This is a genomic window from Psychrobacter sp. T6-1 (genome assembly GCF_052258445.1).
In genome coordinates, this window is sequence record NZ_JBQQFC010000795.1 from 1 (window position 1) to 561 (window position 561).

Below are 561 nucleotides of genomic sequence, written 5' to 3' on the forward strand. Positions count from 1 at the left end.
TTGAGGAAGAACAGGTAGCCCTGCAGGGCGTAGATCCGCGTCCGGTCCCCGGATTCGCGCAGCAGCTCGGCGGTGTCGTGCGCGCGGATGATGCTGCTGCGCCGCTCCGACCCGGACAGCGACCGGCGCACTGCCGGGATCTGGCCGTACTGGACCGCGAAGATCAGGATCGCCAGCACGACGCCGACCAAAAAGCCCGTGGTGGCGCCGAACAGGGCGGTCGCCGCACACACCGCCAGGGCGATGCCGCTCTCCCACACCGGGAAGGTCCGGCAGGCGAGCGCGAGGTTGACCAGCAGCCCGAGGCCGATGGCGATCAGGGCGCCGCCGGCGAGGGGGCGGGGCAGCAGCGCCAGCGGGCTCGCGCCGAACACCAGCAGCGCCGCCATCACGGTAAGCGTGAGCCACCAGCCGAGCCAGTGGCTGCCGCCGATATTGTGCAGCAGCAGCGTCGAGGTCCGGCCGAAGCCCACGGCGGGGCTGCCGAACAGGCTGCCGACCAGGTTGGCCGCCCCCGACGCGACGAACATCCGGTCGATGTTGAGATCGCGCCGCATCTCC

General features: G+C 71.3%; 1 protein-coding gene. It reads right to left on the reverse strand.

Going from position 1 to position 561, the window contains the following annotated elements; all coding sequences use genetic code 11:
- Positions 1-561 (reverse strand): SulP family inorganic anion transporter (locus ACTXGO_RS16025; protein WP_443575221.1); only part of this gene is annotated, 561 nt, incomplete at both ends.